This is a genomic window from Bacteroidetes Order II. bacterium, assembly GCA_016788705.1.
Classification (GTDB): Bacteria; Bacteroidota; Rhodothermia; order Rhodothermales; family UBA2364; genus UBA2364.
Genome location: JAEUSQ010000007.1, coordinates 163,347 through 180,300 on the forward strand (window position 1 = coordinate 163,347; position 16,954 = coordinate 180,300).

A 16,954-nucleotide genomic window follows, 5' to 3' on the forward strand; every position below is an offset into this window, starting at 1 on the left:
TAAGCATAGGTTTGTAATTTCGTCATAAATAGTGGGCATGGTTGGCGTATATTCCGAAAGTACCCTTTCTAACAAAAATAAACGGTTATGATCTCTTTATACCGCCTCTTTTTGGTTATTCTTCTCCTCGTTGTCTCAAACAACGGGTTTTCGGTTGCCCAAAAAAACACCTTTAAAATAGCCTTTGGCTCATGTGGAAGCGAGGAACACCCTCTACCGATCTTCGACGTGGTGGTTAAACATAAGCCCGATGTATTTGTTTTTCTTGGAGATAATATCTATGGTGATACCAAGGACATGAACGAACTGCGGACGAAATATGGCAAATTGGCCGCCAAGCCTACTTTTCAGCACTTAAAACGGAATACCAAAATATTGGCCACATGGGACGATCATGACTTTGGCTGGAACGATATTGGCAGGCATTACCCCTTTAAAAAAGAATCCAAAGACATCTTTCTGACCTTTTTTGAGGAGCCGAAAGACTCGCCGAGGCGGCAACATGAAGGCATTTATACCTCGTATTACTACAAACAGAAAGGAAAAATCCTTCAAGTGATTCTTTTAGACAACCGAACCTTCCGTGACGATGTATTGCCTTATAATGGAGAGTTCAAAGACGATAAACGATATTTTTATTCCCTCGACTATGCCCCTTATACCAAGCCGGATTCTACATTTTTGGGCGAGGCGCAATGGAAGTGGTTAGAGGCCGAGTTGCAAAAACCTGCTGATGTGCGGATTGTTGGGAGTGGGTCGCAATTTGGCATCGAATACAATGGCTACGAGGCTTGGGCGAATTTCCCCCATGAACAAAAGCGGTTTTTGGAGTTGATCCGAAAAACACGCGCAAATGGGGTCTTGTTTATCACTGGAGACGTTCACTACGCCGAAATATCAAAACTACAGGAACCCAATCTATACCCTATCTACGACGTTACGTCGAGCGGCTTGTCTTCTACTTGGCATTTTGCTACGCCGAACCGAAATCGCATTGAAGGGCCAGTGATGGAAAATCATTTTGGACTCATTACCATAGATTGGGCTGCAAAAGATCCGATAATCCGGATGGAAGTGATTGATGTAACCAATAATCAACGCTTTGAGCACACCATCCGTTTGAGCGAAATTTCATTTAAATCAAAATGACACGCTGTGTTGCGATCAGGAAACGCTGGATGATCCACGAAGACATTGTAAGACCAATGTTCTTATCTGGTAGTCATTGTGTTACATGAAAAATGAGCCTCCCATTGCTTCACAGCATCTTGCCGGATTCTTCTTGGTTGCCAAACAGGACTTTGGGCAGAAATTGGTCATTGGATAGCGGTTTCTTGGGTATGGACAGCTTAACTTGTAGGGTTCATTAAAAAATGCTCTTGTCACCAAGTAGAAGCGTCGTGTTTAAGCCCAAACTCTTTACCATCTTCCATACGTTTAATCGGGAACAACTCACCAAAGACATCATTGCGGGTATTGTCGTGGGCATCTTGGCCCTGCCTCTCTCCATTGCCTTCGCCATTGCTTCGGGCGTTTCGCCGGATAAAGGCTTGTTTACGGCCATTATTGCTGGATTCTTGGTATCCTTTTTGGGTGGAAGCCGTGTTCAGATCGGTGGGCCTACCGGGGCTTTTATTGTGATCGTCTATGGCATCGTACAACAGTATGGCATAGATGGGCTAACGGTTGCCACCATTATGGCTGGGTTGATGCTCGTAGTGATGGGATTTGCGCGTTTGGGTCAGGTGATTAAGTTTATTCCTTATCCGCTCATTGTAGGCTTCACAACTGGAATTGCGTTGATCATCTTTTCCTCTCAGATGAAAGACTTTTTCGGATGGCGTATGGGGGCTGTTCCAGCCGATTTTATCGAAAAATGGGTGGCCTATGCGGCACATTTTAACACTACAAACCCTTATGCCATTGGGTTGGGGGTGGGCACCATCATTATTTCGCTCTTATTTGGCAAGATTTCTCAACGTATCCCAGGATCATTGGTAGCCATTGTGCTGTCCACCCTTGCTGTACACTACTTTCAGTGGCCCGTAGAGACCATTGGAAGCCGATTTGGTACCATTCCGTCGGGGTTCCCTTCGTTATCCATCCCGTCGGTGGATTGGGCCATGATCAAAGGATTGTTTCAGCCCGCATTCACCATTGCACTTTTGGGCGGGATTGAGTCTTTGTTGTCGGCAGTAGTGGCAGATGGCATGATTGGTAAGACCCACCGATCGAATATGGAACTGGTGGCACAAGGTGTGGCCAATGTGGTTGCGCCCTTTTTTGGAGGGATTCCTGCAACCGGTGCAATTGCACGAACGGCAACCAATGTAAAAAATGGAGGGCGGACGCCCGTCGCAGGCATCGTACATGCCCTCACGTTATTATGCATTGTTTTGTTTGTCGGTCATTTGGCGGTGCTGATTCCACTCGCTTGTTTGGCTGGTATTTTGGTGGTTATTGCCTATAATATGAGTGAATGGCGTTCTTTTCGACGGATTGCCCAAGGGCGCGGGAGCGATGCAGTGGTGTTGGTGGTTACATTTCTATTGACCGTCTTGCTGGATCTTACTGTTGCGATAGAAGTCGGAATGGTATTAGCCGCTTTTCTTTTCATGACCCGTATGTCCCAACTTTCGCACGTAGATCTAGTGAAAGACCTTAAACTTAGAGAGGAAGAATCGGAAGCGGTCGTACATCCAATGGACTTGAGTAATTTTATCGTACCCAAAGGCATTCAGGTGTTTGAAGTTTCCGGCCCGATGTTCTTTGGGGCCGCGTATAAATTCCAAGAAGAAATTAAACACTTAGAAATGCCTCCGCCCATTCTTATCTTACGGATGCGTTATGTACCTATGATTGATGCGACGGGCCTTCGGGCAGTGGAAGATGTTTATCGGGAAGTGACGCCAAAAGGCACCAAATTGGTGCTGTCTGGGGTGCAGCCGCCTGTATTAGAGGAACTACGAAAATCTCGGCTTTTGTTTAGAATTGGAAAAGGCAATGTATTGCCCGATTTTGCCCACGCACTGGAACGTGCCGTCCGACTACTCGAAGACACGCATTTAGAGGATCCGGAAGCGGCTGAAAACGAGGAAGGAGAGAGCGTTTTGAGGACTTAATGCCTATACACACGGCCATTATTCATGACACTTAGATATTTGAAAACCGCCTTAGCTACGGCCACCCAACCCTTACTTGTCCCTTTGGCCAAAACAGACCAAAACAAGGTGATTGCCATTGGCTTTAAAAAAGGCATGGTGCTGCGTAAGCATAAAACAGCAATTCCGGCTAAACTGTACGTACTGGAAGGCCAGGTTCAATATGAGGCAGAAAGCGGTGGTATGGTGTTGTCGCAGTATGAGGAAACGCCTATTCCAGCTGGTGAATACCATGAAGTGACCGCCCAAGAAGAAACACTGTGCTTACTGATTATTGGAGGGTGATACTTCTTTTTCTGTTTAAAGCCATAAAAAACAAGTGCAAAACGATATTCAAACGAGTGATGATATCCGGTATTTGGTAGAGGCCTTTTATGCCCAAGTACGTCAAGATGCCGTGATCCGACCCCACTTTGAGGAAATTGCAAAAATCAACTGGTCTTTGCATCTCCCTAAGATGTATGCCTTTTGGGAGGCGGTCATTTTTGGTAAAGCGGGTTATAAAGGCGATCCAATGGCGGTTCATATTCAGTTAGATCAAAAAAAAGCCCTCACCGCCGCTCATTTTGAGCGTTGGATGGCGATCTGGCAGGAGACACTCCATACCAATTTTAAGGGGCAAAATACCGAAAAAGCCCTGAAACAGGCCCAGGCGATTCAGGCATTAATGCAGCATAAAATCAATAGTTTCCGTGAACCCACCGAGGATATCGGGGTGATTTAATCGGCTAACTTAGGTCTATAAAGGTTTTGATGTTTAGTGCTAAAGCATTCATCCAACTGATAGCCGAATAAAACCATGCGTAAAAATCGCTTTATCGTTGTTCTTTTCTTTGTCCTTTTGAATGCGGGTTGTGATTCGGGTTCGGGAACATCCGCAGGGCTTGGTGAATGGGGAAGCCCCCAACTTGCTTTGATTGTTACCCAAACGGGTGCGATTATGGAGTTTGGATGTGCGACCGGAACACTTGACAAGCCTATTAAAGCGGATAAAAACGGACAGTTTTCTGTTTCTGGAACCTATACACCAGGGAGTGGGGTGCCCCCTCCAGAAGGCTATGTACCTCCCGTTTATCCCATTATAGCCACCGGAAAAATTAGTGGGCAGACCATGACGCTCACGATAATGCGAACCGATCAACCGTCTGAAATTGGGCGTTTTATCGTGTCTAAGGGAACACCTGCCAAACTCCAAAAATGTCCTGAGAGCCATGTATAAACAGGTTATGTTGGTGCTTTTTCTTTTGGTACTCATCGGTTGCGACGCGGAAAAGCCCTCGTTGACAGTGAGGGGCCGTTTTTCGGGCGAGTTCCGCTTGGTAGCAGATGGTGAACGGGTGCGGTTTGCAGTAGGGTGTTATGAAGGTGACGCCGAAAGAATCATTTTTCGGGATGAAAAAGGTGGGTTCGATATTCCGACTATCTTATATAATTCGGTAGGCCCTACAAGGCGTGAAATCCTCGGTCCAGTTAGATTGGTTGGCTCCTTTCTGCCTCCAATCCTTCAGGTACGCCTCATAATGCCGGAGCAAACTTTAGGGCCATACACATCAAGACAGACATCGGAAGCGGTTTCAGTAGCCTCCCTTTGTCTCTAATTCGCTTTAAAAACGGTTTTTTAGTCGAAATAACATGAAGGAAACTCTGTGTATGCGGATCGGAATTTATTTTCAGGTCTTTCCTTCTGCTTTATCCGACTGTTCAATATGCCAAACCGAGATCAACTCTTTAATATACCAGACGATGAAGCCTCGTCGCTTTCTAATGCATTCCAAAACCAAGTCAATTTATTGGGTTCATTGCTCAAGACCGCCATTCGGGAGCATGCGGGAACGGCTACCTTAGACCAGTTGGTACTGATCTGGCAAAAATGTGAACGGGCCTCATCGGAAGACCAGCCCGCTTTACTTGCAGAAGCCCGCGATGCCATTGCCGCGTTACGGATCGAAGAAATCCAGTGGCTCTTGCGTTCATTTACAGCCTTTTTCCACCTCATCAATCAAGCCGAACGTCAGGAAATTTTACGTGTAAACCGGAGCCGTTCAAAAGCCGCGACCGATGAAAAACCACGCGGTGAATCTATATCCGAGGTTGTCTTTCAATTAAAACAAAATGGTTTCGAGCGGGAAGACGTACTTCAACTGTTGCGCCATATCCGGATTGAGCCTACGCTTACGGCGCATCCAACCGAGGCCCGTCGCCGGAGTATTCTTTATAAACAACAGGCGATTGCCGAACTACTGGAGTCCCAAAACAGGCAGGATCAGACAGGAACCGAACAACAATTGCTAAAGGATCAAATGTTGTATCACATTCTGATGCTGTTGGCGACCGATGAAGTGCGGGTGGAAACACTAAATGTGCTCGATGAGGTTAAGTATGCCTTGTATTTTGGACAAAATGTGATCCGAGAGGCGGTCCCAGATATTTTGAACGATTTGCAAAAGGCGGTCATGACCTATTACGAAAGTGCTGCATCACGGGCGACCCCCACCGGAAATTTATTGCGTTATCGCACTTGGATTGGGGGAGATCGTGACGGAAATCCATTGGTTACGGCTGATGTGACCCGGCAAGTGTTTGATTTACAAAGACGTACCATGATCGCATTTTGGCAAGGCACACTGAAGGGATTATGGCGCGAACTAAGCATCTCTTCACATAAAGTAGGTGTGCTAGGAAGCCTTACGGACTCTATTGCCGCAGACCTGAACGAAGAACAGGTTCCCGAATCTACCTTGTGGCCCCATCGCCGCGAGCCATTTCGGCAGAAACTTACATTGATGATGCACCGCCTTGCATTGATGGAAGAAAATCCGCAAGTTTATAACAGCAAGCGTTTGGTGAATGACCTACAAATCATCCGAGATGCCATCGAAGCCAGTGGATGGTTGGGCGGAACGGTTTCTCCTTTGCTCCAAAAAGCCTTGGTTCAGGCACAGGCATTCGGGTTTTACCTCAATGCCATAGACTTTCGGCAACATAGCGCGGTGCATGAGCACGCAGTCTCGGAATTGTTGAAATTAGGCGGTGTGACGCCCGACTACATGGCGATGTCTGAAAAAACAAGACAAAGTGTTTTATTGAAAGAACTGGAAAATCCAAGACCGCTTATTCCCGATTATGTCTGGCCAGAACTGAGCAAACAAACCCGTGAAACCCTCGAAACCATGCGGGTGATCGCAGAAATGGCAGCTACGGATCCGGATGCGATCGGAAGTTACATTATTTCGATGACGAGCCACTTGTCTGACATGTTCGAGGTGTTGTTATTGGCCAAGGAAGTGGGGCTGTGGAAAGCCCGTGGCCGCCGAATCGAAGCTCCGATAGACATTGTACCCCTTTTTGAAACCATCGGAGACTTAGAACAAGCCCTGCCGTTTATGGAGGAATTGTTTACGCACCACCTTTATAAACGACATCTCAAAGCGCGAGGCCAATACCAAGAAATCATGTTGGGGTACTCGGACAGTAACAAAGATGGCGGGTATCTGATGGCAAACTGGGCCTTACACAAAGCACAGGGTGCATTGGCGGCCATTTGCCGCAAACACGAGGTACAATTTCAACTGTTCCACGGACGGGGCGGTTCCGTTGGACGTGGTGGAGGTCGGGCCAATCAAGGAATTTTGGCCATGCCATTGGCTTGTCAAAACGGACGGATTCGATTTACCGAACAAGGAGAAGTAATTTCTTTTCGATATTCGCACAAGGGTATTGCACATCGGCACTTAGAGCAGGTGGTGCATGCCATGATTGCCGCTTTGGCTCAGGCCAATGCACCCGAAGCCGATCTTAGCGGGGGCGTTCCGCCTGAACGTTTTGAAATGATGGAAGCCATTGCACAAGCTGGGCAAGCAGCTTATCACCGATTAATTCATGACCCACACTTCTGGGCATGGTACATCCGGATTACCCCCATCGAACACATTAGCCGATTGAAAATTGCCTCCCGTCCGGTATCCCGTAAATCTGCTTCCGAAGTAGATTTTGAAGGTTTAAGGGCCATTCCGTGGGGATTCGCTTGGACGCAGACCCGCTATAATGTCCCTGGTTGGTTTGGTTTGGGCGAGGCCCTTTCAGGGTATATGGCTGCCGATGCAAGCCGCTTGCAAACACTGCAAGAAGCCTGGCAAAACTGGCCCGTTTTTAGGTCTATGCTCCAGAATGCCGCACGAGAAATGGGACGTGCTCGGCTCAAAATAGCGGCGCAGTACGCAGAAAAGCAACAAGGGCATTTTCATGAAATGATTCTGGCGGATTTTCAAAAGGCGGAGACCGCGATGAAAGCGATTGCGGGTTGGCAAAACCTGATGGACGATGTGCCCGTTATTCAGTCTCTGATTCGCCTCCGAAATCCCTATACCGATGCCATTAATTTATTACAAATCAATTTGATGGAACGGTGGCGCAACAGTTCCGAAGACCATGCAGATCAGGAAAAATTGCATGAAAGCCTCCTCCTAAGCATTAACGGGCTTGCTGCAGCCATGCAAAGTACGGGATGATGTAGGGCAGCGACGCAGGGAGGTGAAATCCTGGCCCTTAGGTTGTTTCTTCAATAAAAATACACATTCAGACTTGATTTTGGGAAACGCTTTCCTTAGTTTTTTGTGGAAACGTTCCCAGTTTTGTGGGACAATTCTATAAGTTATTGTAATTATTAAGATTATAATACTTTGTAGTTAATTAAGTTAATTGTTTTAAATCTATTGGAACCGCTTTCTTCGGTTTTCTTTTTGAGAAAAAGTGGGAACGTTCCCAGTTAATAAAAAACGATGCCAGCCACCATAAAAGATGTAGCAAAAGAGTCAGGCGTCTCCGTCTCGACGGTCTCGCGTTGGCTGACAGGTGGCCCCGTGAGTACCCATAAACGAGAGAAAATTCAGCTTGCTGTACAGAAGCTAAACTTTGTCTCGAATGGGGCAGCCCGGAGTTTGGTGACCAAAAAAACCTATACTTTGGGAGTTTTATTGCCAGATATGTATGGTGGTTTCTATTCCGAAATCCTGCGTGGATTAGACCAAACCGCGCAAGAACGGGGGTATCACTTGTTGGTTTCGAGTTCTCACAATGAACAAAAGGAGATCGTGCGGGCCATTCAGGCCATGCAAGGCCGTGTAGATGGGTTGGTGGTGATGTCGCCCGACATAGATGCGGCTTCTTTACAGTCTAATTTACCGGCACGTCTCCCCATTGTATTGCTCAACTGCTATGTGGAAGGAGACGCCTATGATTCTATCAATGTAGATAATTATGGTGGGGCCTACTCCATTGTACGGCATCTGACTCGGCTGGGCCATCGTCGGATTGCCCTGATTACAGGTTCTTTGGTGAACCATGAAGTGTGTGAACGCTTGCGCGGGTACGAAGATGCTTTACGGGATGCGGGGATAGCGGTGGTCTCGTCTATGCGCTTTGTGGGTGATTTTAACGAACCCAGTGGTCATCGTGGGGCACTGGCATTGCTACAATTTCCGGAACGTCCGACGGCGATTTTTGCCATGAACGATGGGATGGCCATTGGCGCTATGGCTGCACTGCGCACTCTTGGCCTACGAGTCCCGGAAGAAATTGCCATTGTAGGGTTCGACGACATTCCGACTAGCCAATACTTAGAACCGCCGCTCACCTCGGTCCATGTGCCCATTTTTGAAATGGGGCAAAGGGCCATGGAGCGATTGCTGATGGCCATTCAAGAGGCGAATGCGCATATCCGTCGTCAGGAAAAATTCCCAACCTCGCTGGTCATTCGGCGCTCTTGTGGCATAGGTCAGGAATTTCAGGAAGTAACCACCGAAATGTAAGACCCAAACTCACCTTTTCACAACACCAAACCTCTTTGGAGACTCTTTATGAAAACGTTTACGATCCGAATTTTATTAACCATGCTACTCGTTGGCGGTTGGAGCACGAGTCAGGCGCAACGGGCAGATGCCTGGTGGGTGCGCTCGGCGGCGGGTGCTACCATCACCTTAGATGGCAATCTGAATGAAGCGGCATGGGCAAAAGCCGAAGCCAAAACCATGGAATTTGGCAAAAGTGCTGGTTTACCTGGCTCTGGATGGCGGGATGAAGGCGGGCGTGGCGGCAACCCGACAGACCCAATGAAAGCCACTGTCAAATTTTTGTTGGATGGCAATAAATTGTATATGGGCGTTGCCGTTGCCGATAGTTCGGTAGGCGGTTCTGGTGACTGGGCTACTTGGGATGCTTTCCTGATGGGCTTTAAGGACAAGACATCTGCCAACCGTCCTTTGCCAGCTGCCGAATATTTCTATACCTTCTGGTCTCCAGACAATCCCGATGCCACGAAGCCAGGTGCACAACCTCACTTCATTGGTAAATGGGGGGGCGATGGTTGGCCACCGTTTACTGCACCGCCAAGAGATGCCACACGGAAAGGCGCTTGGGATGGTGCGATCAAAGTGAATGGTGTGGTCAATGATGACAGTACGCCAGACAATGGGTATGTCGTAGAAATGATGTTCGACTTGGGGGTGATGGGATATGACTTTACAAAGCCTGCGGGCGATGTGGGCCTTTTTGGCATGTCTATCTGGGATGCAGACTGGAATTGGCCGCGAAATGCTGCAAAATTTGCTTCGAACCGTACTTGGTGGCAAGATCCGTGGGGCAACGCGGATGCTTTTTCACAGATTCAGTTATGGGGTCGTCCAGATTGGACGATCAACTCCACTGGAAGTGCGCCCACCGTGAATGTGGACGGTAAGATTCCAAATGCTACAGGAGAAACCATGCCGACAATTGATGGGGGATTGGCCGAAGCCGTTTGGGCCAAAGCCAAAGGTATGGATATCCGTTATGGTGATAAGGTGCTTCGCGATGGTTACCGGGGTGTTGCCCCTATGCTAAGCGGACAATTTCAGCCTGAGTTTAGCGGTGTCCGTGCGGACGTGCTTGATCCGGGAGATGCAACCGTTAAGTGGTTCTATTCTGGAACAAAATTGTATGTCTCGGTGGATGCTCGAGACCAAGTCGTAACTGGCGATGACAACTACGACATGTGGGATGGCTTCCGCTTGATGTTATTAGACCGTGATCCGGCAGCACTAACGTCCGAAAATTTGGGCGAGGCCCGTCAGTTTGTTGTGCGCGTCGGTTCGGATGGTAAAATGGTGACCGATGGCTACCTGACCGATCTGATCAAAAATGGCAAAGCTGAAGCGGCGCTCAAGTTGAAAGGTTCTACTTCTGTGAACGATGCCAATGACATTGACCTTGGCTATACCGTTGAGATCATGATTGACCTTACCGCACTGGGTTATCCTACTGCGGACAATACCTTGTTTGCAGGTATGTGTCTTTTTGACGGCGACCGTTTGGCAGATCCGGCCAAAAACTACAGTACGCGTACATGGTGGTTCAAAGAACACCCGGGTGCTGCTTCATGGGCTTGGCTGGTGATGGATGATACCTTCAAAATTGGGGTGGCGAACGAAGATATATCCGAAGTACCAAACGGATTTAAACTCGAAGGCAATTATCCGAACCCCTTTAATCCGTCCACAACCATTCGTTATGCACTGCCGCAAGCTGGAGAAGTGAATCTGGACGTATTTGATGTAACTGGTCGCCTTATTCGCACGGTTTATGTGGGTGCCCAAAGCACTGGATCGCAGGGCGCTACCTTCCAAGCGAATGGATTGGCATCGGGCGTTTACCTGTACCAAGTACGGGTAAAAACCCAAAAGGGCGTTTACACCAGTCCGGCTGGTAAAATGATCCTGATGAAATAAACCCTCTTTTAGGTGAAAATGTTTTGCAGGGGAAGACGTAGCCGCCGTTAAAAGGAAGCAACGGATTCCCCTTGTGAAACAGCCAATCTCTTTTCCACTTTTTACTTCGATCTTATGAAAGGTCTGCGTCTGATCCTGTTGCTGTGCAGTACACTGTATGGCCAGATGGCTTACGCCCAAACCGGTAAACTTTCCGGAAAAGTAACCGATACAAATGGCATAACCCTTATTGGGGTGACGGTGGCATTGCCCGGAACCCAATTGGGAGCGGTTACGGATACCGAGGGCTATTTTGCAATTTTACGTATTCCGCCGGGTACTTATTCGGTACGGTATAGCTACATTGGCTACCAAACGCTGACCATTTCTGGGGTACGGGTTAATTCAAACCAAACCACTACCCAAAATGCCACCTTATCCGAGGAGACCTTACAAGGTGGTGAAGTGACGGTGGTGGCCGAACGACCTATTGTGGATGTTTCACAAACCAGTTCTATGACCAGTTTGTCTAAGGAAGACATTGCGGTATTACCCGTGCAAAACATTGGCGAAATTGTAAACCTTCAAGCAGGTGTGGTAGATGGACACTTTCGGGGTGGAAGACAAGGTGAAGTACAATACCAAGTGGACGGGGTATCGGTTAATAATCCCTACAACAACAGTTCCTCTTTAGAATTAGACCGCTCGTTGTTGCAAGAAGTTCAGGTAATTTCCGGAACGTTTGATGCTGAATACGGACAGGCCATGTCTGGCGTGGTAAATGCGGTATTGCGTAGTGGAGACTTAGACCGCTTTGAAGTGAACCTCGAAGCCTTTGGCGGAAGTTATTATTCCACCACAAACAATAGCTATACCAATGCCAACCGTTTTCCGCATTTAGACAAATTAAGCCCCGTCAACCAACGCAATCTTCAAGCGAGTGTGAGTGGCCCCTTTATCAAGCAGACGACCTTTTTGGTCAGTGGGCAGCATTTAGCGAATGACGGATATTTGTTTGGTGAACGACGTTTTTTGCCTTCCGACCGTTCAGATTTGGAACAACGCATTTTTAATCCTACCGGAGATGGGGCTGTTGTTCCGATGAACTTTTCCTATGAATCCAATCTTCTGGCAAAGGTCTCGAACCGTTCCATTAAAAACCTAAAGTTAGAATACCAAGCCATTACAAATTGGATTAAACGCAAATATTATAACGACACTTGGCGGCTAAATCCGGATGGCGTTAAATCACCCCGGCAGTTCTCGGTTGTACATGGATTGAACATTACCCATACATTGTCGGATAAACGGTTTTACGAATTAACCTTCCGTCAAAATAAATTTGATTACAAAGATATGTTATTCGAGGACTTAACGAATCCCTTGTATTTAGAGTGGGGGCGTCCTCAGGGTGATAGCAATTATGAAGATGGAGCGGTGGTACAAGGGGCAGACTTAGGCCGATTTATTCAGACAACGGATGCTTTGGTAGCAAAAGGTGCTTATACGGATCAGATTACCAAGGCGCATCTGCTCAAAATTGGCTTTGAAGTAATGCGCTCAGATATTTCCTTTGGGGCGCCAGGGATCATTACCGAAACCAATGTGGACGGGGTACAGATTTTGCAGCCCCGTACCGATCTTCCGGAAGCCAAAACGACTGATTTTAGCCCGATTCAGGCCTCTCTCTTTGCACAAGATCGCTTAGAATGGGGAGATTTACGTATTCGGGGTGGTTTTCGATTGGAGTATTTTGATGCACGAACGACAGTACCAAGTGAACTACGAAACCCGGCCAATGCCATTAGTGGAGCACCTGCTTCGGTGCCAAAAGCCACCACAGTAAAACTGGCACTCGCACCCCGATTGGGCATCTCGTTCCCCATTTTAGACAGGGCATCGGTCTTTTTCTCGTATGGCCATTTTTATCAAATGCCTGGTTTGGGACAATTATTCCAGAATGCCGACTATTCCGTGTTGAAAGACCTTCAGGCAGGAGGGATTTCCTATGGGGTAATGGGAAATCCGGACTTGAGGCCTGAGTTTACAACGCAGTATGAGTTTGGATTTAAATCTGCTTTAAACCGCGATTTGGGATTGGACTTGAGTTTGTTTTATAAGGACATCCGCGATCTTTTGGGCGTAGAATTTGTACAAACGTTTACCGCCGCAGAATACGCCCGCCTAACCAATGTGGACTTTGGGGGCGTGAGAGGGTTTACCCTTTCTTTAGACCAGCGAACGGCTGCAGGTTTGAATGCCTCGGTGGACTATACACTACAAGTCGCTGTCGGAAACAGCAGTGATCCCCGCGAGACGGCCAATCGTGCCGCTGCCGGAGAAGACCCGCGCCCACGACAAGTGGCTTTTAACTGGGATCAGCGCCACACCCTCAATGGATCGCTTACATGGTATCGGGCCAATAATTTTAACTTGACGGCCATCTTGCGTTTTGGAAGTGGGCAGCCTTATACGCCGGAACTGGGTTCCACTTTTGGATCGGACTTGGAACCGAATTCGGGTCGCAAGGCCAATTTTTTCTTGTTGGATTTGCGTGCAGAAAAATATTTCAAACTGGGCAAATGGAATGCAACCGGATTTATCCGAGCATTTAACCTGACGGATGAACACGCGGTGAATGGTTTTGTATTTGCCAATACAGGCAGCCCCTATTATTCTTTAACGCCCGAAGCCAACCGAAGCCAACTCCGAAATCCGGGCCGTTTTGCACAACCAAGGCGCATCGAGGCTGGCATAACCCTGCGTGGTATTTTTAAAAAACCTTGATTGGGCGTGGTGAATTTTAACTTTTCGATTTAATCCGTATATGATTATGTTCCGCAAACTTTTCTTATTGGGTCTCCTTTTTGGATATGGGCATCTGGGCTTTGCGCAAGTAGTTCCACCCGAACTCAGGAGCCGAATAGATGCCGAACGGTCGGGAACCCATGATGCCAACCGTATTCGGACGCTTTTCTACAATTTTGGCATGGTGGGGGACTTTCAGGGAAACCCCGACCTCTCGGTTTTCCACTCTTCTGAAGTACCCAAAGGCACGGGTATCAACTACTCGGATGGCGTAACCCCTTTTGTATTGGCAAAAGTCAAACAACGAAGTGGTTCTAATGCATACATCATGGAAACCGGTTATCGTGAGCGGCAGGGGATTAGTCCTGTGACGGGCAAGGTCATGCGCTTTGAGCCGCGACCGGGTTATTTTCAGGAAGACCCCAGCGTCAATAAAGGGCGCTCGATTGCCATGAGTAACGATCCGCGTACTTGGCCGGATAAGTGGGTGGACAAATTGAACGACGTGGATGATCCGGGCTGGGCAGGAGACTGGAATGGCTACTTTGGCAAAAGACCCAATGCAGACCAAGAAAGTTATTCGGTAATGGATGATAACTACTATGATGGCTGGGATTATTTTCCGGACACAAGAGACAATACTCGGCGTGGATTGGGGCTAAAGATTGCGGTTAGGGGCTTCCAGTGGGCCAATCCACAGGCCCAAAATGTCATTTTCTGGCAATATGACATTACAAATGAGTCCACAACCGATTATGATGATAACATCATTTTTGGTTTATACATGGATTCGGGGGTGGGTGGCTCCCAACTTTCGTGCGACGGCATCTATGAGTCGGATGATGACAATGCTTTTTATTCCACCGATTTGGGCGAAGACTTGGTTTATACGTGGGACAAGAACGGCACGGGGGTTAGCCTGAGCAGCAGTTGTGCCAAAACAGGATATTTGGGCTATGCGTACTTGGAAACACCGGGCAATAAGTTTGATGGTATTGATAACGATGACGACGGTATTGTGGATGAGCAGCGGGATGGTGGGCCTGGGCAGAAAATTGAGGGGCAGTCTGCCATCTTGGCTTACCTACAATCAAAATATGACCTCACAAAATTTGAAAAGGAAATTGCACCGCTTACACAACGCGCAGCCTATCGTCTGGGGGTTTGGTGGACGGGTGACGAGGATTTGGACTGGGTTCCTGAGTTTCATGATACGGGTGCGGATGGCGTATTTGGCACCAATGACCGTGGCGAGGGCGATGGGATACCCACAGATGGCGAGCCAAACTTTGATAAAACAGACGTGAATGAATCTGATCAAATCGGTCTAACTGGCTTTAAATTCAATCGTATTAAAGCTGGCGCCGGAAATGGCAGTACCGAGACCGATAATATTGTTTTTTATGATGATGGGAAAGAATGGCCACGTCGTCTTTGGGAGCAATTCACTCATTCAGATCCCCAAAAACGTTTTGATCCACCACTTGCCGCCAATTACAATATTGGATTTGTGTTTGCATCCGGTACGTTCAAACTGAAGGCTGGTTCTACAGAACGCTTTAGTCTGGCTTTGGCCTATGGTGCCGATCTGGAAGAACTAAAAGACAATGTGAAGGTGGTATCACGCATTTATGATGCCAACTACCAGTTTGCCACTCCGCCTCCCAAGCCTGTCGTTCAGGCATTTGCCGAAGACCAAAAAGTCACACTTGTATGGGACAATGTTTCGGAGAAAACGCCGGATCCCGTCACCAACTTGTATGATTTTGAAGGCTACCGAGTGTATCGCTCTACCGACCCCAACTTTTTGGATGCGCAGGTCATTTCAACGGGACGTGGTACTGGTCCTTTTGGGAATGGGAAACCAATGGCACAATTTGATCTGAAAAATGGCGTTCGGGGCTTCTCGAACATCGCGGTTCAAGGGGTACAATATTGGTTGGGTGAAGATTCTGGTTTGATGCACAGTTTTGTAGATACGACGGTGGTGAATGGGCAAACCTATTACTATGCGGTCACTGCTTACGACAATGGATCGGAAGAATTCCAGTTCTTCCCGTCCGAGAATGCAATCTCTGTTTCTCGGACACCACGCGGAGGAACCATTTTGCCGTCTAACGTCGTGGAAGTCCGGCCCAATAAGGCCGTGCCGGGGTATGTACGGGCTGGGGTACAAGCTGGTTCTTTGGTACATACTGCCGGCGATGGAACTGGAGAAGTGAATATCCGGATACTGAATCCTAAAGCCGTAAAAGATGGACATAAATACCGAATCACCTTTACAGCGTCGCCAGATAGTGTCCGTGCAAAGAGTTATAGCATGACGGATGTGGATACCGGAGAATTGGTGTTTTCGGGGAGTGAAGACTTGGATGGGGGGATTTCGGGTGTAACGGGACATGGCCTTTTGCCCGTTGTCCGCACGCCCAAGATTTTATCTCCCGATCTGGTTGCTTCTGGGTTTAAGACCGGGAGTACCACATCTGCCCAGATTACGGCGCGTTATGCAAGTTCGTTTAATATCAACCGTCGCCGACCTGGGTTTCCAGATGATTTAATTATTACTTTCTCGGATACGCCACAGGATACGTCTTTGGCAGCCATTGGGGCGCCTGCGCGGGCGGCTAAATTCACCATAAAAACCAGTCAAGGTCAAAAACTAAAGTTCCGGTTTCGGGATGTCAACAACTCTGGTACCTTAGATGAAGCCACCGAATTCATAGAAGTGCTTACCTACCTGCCCGAAGCCCCCCGTACGCCTTTGGCTACGTGGGACATTCGGCTTGCAGCGGGTTCACCTACTTCCAAGCCGCCAACGAGCGGTGATGTTTATCAGTTGGTATTGGCAAAACCCTTTCAAAAAGGGGATGTATTTGAATTTAAGGTGGATGGCGAACGCATTAATGCCACGGATGCGAAATCTCAGTTCGACGAACAAAAACCTTATGTTGTACCGAATCCTTATGTGGCGTCGGCCAGCTTCGAGCCAGAACGGTTTGCGGTTTCTGGTCGTGGGGTTCGCCGGATGGAGTTTCGGAACATTCCCCAAAATGCGACCATACGAATTTATACCGTAAAAGGGGAATTGGTTAAACTCTTGGTGCAAGATGGCCTAACGACTGGAATGGTTCCGTGGGATCTACGCTCCAAAGACAACTTGGAAGTTGCGCCCGGACTTTATTTGTTCCATGTGGATGCTGGAGACTTAGGCACGTTTGTGGATAAATTTGCGATTATTAAATAAGA

Annotated in this window: 11 protein-coding genes; all 11 read left to right on the forward strand. The window is 47.9% G+C overall.

Translation table 11 applies throughout. The features are described from left to right. Positions 1-87: 87 nt before the first annotated feature. The 11 genes from JNN12_01170 to JNN12_01220 all read left to right on the forward strand — a co-directional run bounded on the left by JNN12_01170 (position 88) and on the right by JNN12_01220 (position 16,952). Positions 88-1,149 carry an alkaline phosphatase family protein gene (locus JNN12_01170; protein ID MBL7976920.1) on the forward strand — a complete coding sequence of 354 codons (1,062 nt, stop codon included), beginning with the start codon at positions 88-90 and terminating at the stop codon, positions 1,147-1,149. A 224-nt stretch (positions 1,150-1,373) separates the two neighbouring features. Beyond that, positions 1,374-3,122: a sulfate permease gene (sulP, locus tag JNN12_01175; GenBank protein MBL7976921.1), complete on the forward strand. Its 1,749-nt coding sequence runs from the start codon at positions 1,374-1,376 to the stop codon at positions 3,120-3,122. Positions 3,123-3,146: 24 nt separating this feature from the next. After that, positions 3,147-3,446 carry a hypothetical protein gene (locus tag JNN12_01180; protein ID MBL7976922.1) on the forward strand — a complete coding sequence of 100 codons (300 nt, stop codon included), beginning with the start codon at positions 3,147-3,149 and terminating at the stop codon, positions 3,444-3,446. Positions 3,447-3,480: 34 nt separating this feature from the next. Continuing rightward, positions 3,481-3,885, forward strand: a complete 405-nt coding sequence (locus tag JNN12_01185; GenBank protein MBL7976923.1) for a group III truncated hemoglobin — start codon at positions 3,481-3,483, stop codon at positions 3,883-3,885. A gap of 75 nt (positions 3,886-3,960) precedes the next feature. Then, a complete protein-coding gene (locus tag JNN12_01190) occupies positions 3,961-4,380 on the forward strand; it encodes a hypothetical protein (protein MBL7976924.1) in 420 nt (139 codons plus the stop codon). Continuing rightward, positions 4,373-4,759: a hypothetical protein gene (locus tag JNN12_01195; GenBank protein ID MBL7976925.1), complete on the forward strand. Its 387-nt coding sequence runs from the start codon at positions 4,373-4,375 to the stop codon at positions 4,757-4,759. Before JNN12_01190 ends, JNN12_01195 begins: the two co-directional genes overlap by 8 nt. A 108-nt stretch (positions 4,760-4,867) precedes the next feature. Then, on the forward strand, positions 4,868-7,669 hold the full coding sequence (locus JNN12_01200) for a phosphoenolpyruvate carboxylase (protein MBL7976926.1): 2,802 nt from the start codon (positions 4,868-4,870) through the stop codon (positions 7,667-7,669). Positions 7,670-7,939: 270 nt separating this feature from the next. Beyond that, positions 7,940-8,968 carry a LacI family DNA-binding transcriptional regulator gene (locus JNN12_01205; GenBank protein ID MBL7976927.1) on the forward strand — a complete coding sequence of 343 codons (1,029 nt, stop codon included), beginning with the start codon at positions 7,940-7,942 and terminating at the stop codon, positions 8,966-8,968. A gap of 48 nt (positions 8,969-9,016) precedes the next feature. Further along, entirely contained in the window at positions 9,017-10,921 is a 1,905-nt protein-coding gene (locus tag JNN12_01210) for a T9SS type A sorting domain-containing protein (GenBank protein ID MBL7976928.1), read from the forward strand. Between the two features lie 114 nt (positions 10,922-11,035). Next, positions 11,036-13,687, forward strand: coding sequence for a TonB-dependent receptor (locus JNN12_01215; GenBank protein MBL7976929.1), 2,652 nt, complete (start codon positions 11,036-11,038; stop codon positions 13,685-13,687). A 46-nt stretch (positions 13,688-13,733) separates the two neighbouring features. Next, a complete protein-coding gene (locus JNN12_01220) occupies positions 13,734-16,952 on the forward strand; it encodes a hypothetical protein (GenBank protein ID MBL7976930.1) in 3,219 nt (1,072 codons plus the stop codon). Positions 16,953-16,954 lie beyond the last annotated feature (2 nt).